A 2,948-nucleotide genomic window follows, 5' to 3' on the forward strand; every position below is an offset into this window, starting at 1 on the left:
TTAACTTTTGGTTAAGTTAATAAGGGCGCACGGTGGATGCCTTGGCACTAGGAGTCGATGAAGGACGGCACTAACACCGATATGCCTCGGGGAGCTGTAAGTAAGCTTTGATCCGGGGATTTCCGAATGGGGGAACCCACTATCTTTAATCGGATAGTATCTTCACGTGAATTCATAGCGTGTTGAAGACAGACGCAGAGAACTGAAACATCTAAGTACCTGCAGGAACAGAAAGAAAATTCGATTCCCTGAGTAGCGGCGAGCGAAACGGGAAGAGCCCAAACCAAAGAGCTTGCTCTTTGGGGTTGTAGGACACTCTATACGGAGTTACAAAAGAATGAATTAGACGAAGCGACTTGGAAAGGTCCGCGAAACGAGGTAAAAGCCCTGTAGTCAAAAGTTCATTCCCTCCAGAGTGTATCCTGAGTACGGCGGAACACGTGAAATTCCGTCGGAATCCGGGAGGACCATCTCCCAAGGCTAAATACTACCTAGTGACCGATAGTGAACCAGTACCGTGAGGGAAAGGTGAAAAGCACCCCGGAAGGGGAGTGAAATAGATCCTGAAACCGTGTGCCTACAAGTAGTTAGAGCCCGTTAATGGGTGATAGCGTGCCTTTTGTAGAATGAACCGGCGAGTTACGATTACGTGCGAGGTTAAGTTGAGAAGACGGAGCCGCAGCGAAAGCGAGTCTGAATAGGGCGAATTAGTACGTGGTCGTAGACCCGAAACCAGGTGATCTACCCATGTCCAGGGTGAAGGTGAGGTAACACTCACTGGAGGCCCGAACCCACGCACGTTGAAAAGTGCGGGGATGAGGTGTGGGTAGCGGAGAAATTCCAATCGAACCTGGAGATAGCTGGTTCTCTCCGAAATAGCTTTAGGGCTAGCCTCGTGATTGAGAATACCGGAGGTAGAGCACTGTTTGGACTAGGGGGGCATCTCGCTTTACCGAATTCAGACAAACTCCGAATGCCGGATATTTATACACGGGAGTCAGACTGCGAGTGATAAGATCCGTAGTCAAGAGGGAAACAGCCCAGACCACCAGCTAAGGTCCCCAAGTAATCGTTAAGTGGAAAAGGATGTGGCGTTGCTTAGACAACCAGGATGTTGGCTTAGAAGCAGCCATCATTTAAAGAGTGCGTAATAGCTCACTGGTCGAGTGACGCTGCGCCGAAAATGTATCGGGGCTAAACGATTCACCGAAGCTGTGGATGCATACTTTGAGTATGCGTGGTAGGAGAGCGTTCTAATAGCGTTGAAGTCAGACCGGAAGGACTGGTGGAGCGATTAGAAGTGAGAATGCCGGTATGAGTAGCGAAACATGGGTGAGAATCCCATGCACCGTATGACTAAGGTTTCCTGAGGAAGGCTCGTCCGCTCAGGGTTAGTCGGGACCTAAGCCGAGGCCGATAGGCGTAGGCGATGGACAACAGGTTGATATTCCTGTACCACCTCCTCACCGTTTGAGAAATGGGGGGACGCAGTAGGATAGGGTAAGCACGCCGTTGGTTGCGCGTGTTCAAGCAGTAAGGCGTGTATGTAGGCAAATCCGCATACTATAACGTTGAGCTGTGATGACGAGCTCGTATGAGCGAAGTTCCTGATTTCACACTGCCAAGAAAAGCCTCTATCGAGGTGAGAGGTGCCCGTACCGCAAACCGACACAGGTAGTCGAGGAGAGAATCCTAAGGTGTGCGAGAGAACTCTCGTTAAGGAACTCGGCAAAATGACCCCGTAACTTCGGGAGAAGGGGTGCTTCTTTGGGTGCATAGCCTAGAGAAGCCGCAGTGAATAGGCCCAGGCGACTGTTTAGCAAAAACACAGGTCTCTGCAAAACCGTAAGGTGACGTATAGGGGCTGACGCCTGCCCGGTGCTGGAAGGTTAAGAGGAGCGGTTAGCGCAAGCGAAGCTGTGAATTGAAGCCCCAGTAAACGGCGGCCGTAACTATAACGGTCCTAAGGTAGCGAAATTCCTTGTCGGGTAAGTTCCGACCCGCACGAAAGGCGTAACGATCTGGGCACTGTCTCAACGAGAGACTCGGTGAAATTATAGTACCTGTGAAGATGCAGGTTACCCGCGACAGGACGGAAAGACCCCGTGGAGCTTTACTGTAGCCTGATATTGAATTTTGGTACAACTTGTACAGGATAGGTAGGAGCCAGAGATCTCGGAGCGCCAGCTTCGAAGGAGGCGTCGGTGGGATACTACCCTGGTTGTATTGAACTTCTAACCCATGCCCCTTAGCGGGGTAGGAGACAGTGTCAGGCGGACAGTTTGACTGGGGCGGTCGCCTCCTAAAGAGTAACGGAGGCGCCCAAAGGTTCCCTCAGAATGGTTGGAAATCATTCGTAGAGTGTAAAGGCATAAGGGAGCTTGACTGCGAGACCTACAAGTCGAGCAGGGTCGAAAGACGGGCTTAGTGATCCGGTGGTTCCGCATGGAAGGGCCATCGCTCAACGGATAAAAGCTACCCCGGGGATAACAGGCTTATCTCCCCCAAGAGTCCACATCGACGGGGAGGTTTGGCACCTCGATGTCGGCTCATCGCATCCTGGGGCTGTAGTCGGTCCCAAGGGTTGGGCTGTTCGCCCATTAAAGCGGTACGCGAGCTGGGTTCAGAACGTCGTGAGACAGTTCGGTCCCTATCCGTCGTGGGCGTAGGAAATTTGAGAGGAGCTGTCCTTAGTACGAGAGGACCGGGATGGACATACCGCTGGTGTACCAGTTGTCTTGCCAAAGGCATCGCTGGGTAGCTATGTATGGACGGGATAAGTGCTGAAAGCATCTAAGCATGAAGCCCCCCTCAAGATGAGATTTCCCATTACGCAAGTAAGTAAGACCCCTGAAAGACGATCAGGTAGATAGGTTCGAGGTGGAAGTGCGGTGACGCATGCAGCTGACGAATACTAATCGGTCGAGGACTTAACCACATTTTATTGC

At 51.7% G+C, this 2,948-nt stretch carries 1 rRNA gene; it reads left to right on the forward strand.

Going from position 1 to position 2,948, the window contains the following annotated elements:
* Window positions 1-9 precede the first annotated feature (9 nt).
* Window positions 10-2,938: ribosomal RNA gene (locus tag M3166_RS18845) — 23S ribosomal RNA — on the forward strand.
* The last annotated feature ends 10 nt before the right edge of the window (window positions 2,939-2,948 follow it).

The organism is Solibacillus isronensis (genome assembly GCF_023715405.1).
GTDB lineage: Bacteria > Bacillota > Bacilli > Bacillales_A > Planococcaceae > Solibacillus > Solibacillus isronensis_B.